This window comes from Buttiauxella noackiae ATCC 51607 (assembly GCF_001654865.1).
GTDB lineage: Bacteria > Pseudomonadota > Gammaproteobacteria > Enterobacterales > Enterobacteriaceae > Buttiauxella > Buttiauxella noackiae.
Window position 1 is genome coordinate 1 of record NZ_LXEO01000019.1, and the last position, 1,238, is coordinate 1,238.

The following is a 1,238-nucleotide window of genomic DNA, read 5'->3' on the forward strand; positions in this document are numbered from 1 at the left end:
AATTAGTTGGTTATGCAGGCGCTCTGCCAGCGGCCGGGTGGTGTCTGCCGCGATGTGAGCCGTTTCCTGAGCCTGATGAAGCTGCGTACGGTTCACCGCCAGGGATAACAGAGTCCCGGCGCCCCATAGCACAATCATGCCCAACAGGCACAGACGCAGGGCTTTCAGCCAGTCGAACGAGAGCTTTTTCGCCTTCGCGGCCTGACAGTCTTCTTCCAGTGCCTGCCAGACGGGAGCTCTCAGACGGGCATTAGGCACCATCTCCTCACTGGCAGCCAGTACCGGGCTGAGCATCAACCCACGTAACCGGTACGGCGCCGGGCCCTGCATCATTCCGGTCAGTAACACAGACAGACGATTTTTCAGGCCATCCTGCAGACGGAAGGAGAGTCTCAGCAGCCAGTCATGGCGAGTGTTGTTCAGCACCTGACTCATGCCCACCTGACGTAATCGTGGTACCAGGTCATCGAGTGAGTCGGCAATTTCCTGTGCAGGGGCACCCGGGCCAAACAGGGTGCCTGCCGGCATCACGTCTCGATCTCCCTGTGCGCCGAACTGTTTATCAATCAGCCACAACCAGACCGGCGCCTGCCAGCCCAGCAGACGGTCAGATTTCTGGCGGCTGCGTAAGAAAGCATCACGCTCAGCGGCTGATGGCAGTGCGGAAGTACTGAGGACCTGCACAATCCCATCCAGCGGGCGGCGCGGGCGCACCTGACGCAGGGCCTGCACTAAGGTTTCATTGAGCGGAGACTGGGCATTCCCGCCATGCACGAGAACAATGCCGTCCCCTTCCTGCCACAGGTCGCGCTTAAGACCGGGTATGGCATTTTCGATGTCCTCATCCTCGCCCTGAGCCAGCAGGATACGGATTTTGCTTTTCCAGCGGCGGCCATAGCGCAGGTGGAGATGTTCGGTGAGAGGGGCTGCCGTAAACTGGTCATCAGCCCCTTCAGTCTGTAACGAGAGAGGTGTGTCATCCGTTTTTTGCGGCTGATTCTTTTTAAATGACAGCCTTACCCCGGATTTTCCTGCACGATCGAAAGCTTTCTCTACCAGCCAGCCCAGCGAAATGAAGACGACGGCAATTGACAGGCAGAACGTTAAAATTCGGCTGGGATCCATTGGCCCCATACCCGTCCAGGATGCCAGTTTTTCAGGGAATGCTGAAAACAGAAAACCCAGAATGGCCGTCAAAAAAATCAGGGCAGCAACAACCCCCCCAATGAGCAATGCCG

General features: G+C 57.6%; 1 pseudogene. It reads right to left on the reverse strand.

Going from position 1 to position 1,238, the window contains the following annotated elements:
* A pseudogene (locus tag M979_RS23525) lies at nucleotides 1-1,238 on the reverse strand (ImcF-related family protein); the annotation flags it as partial.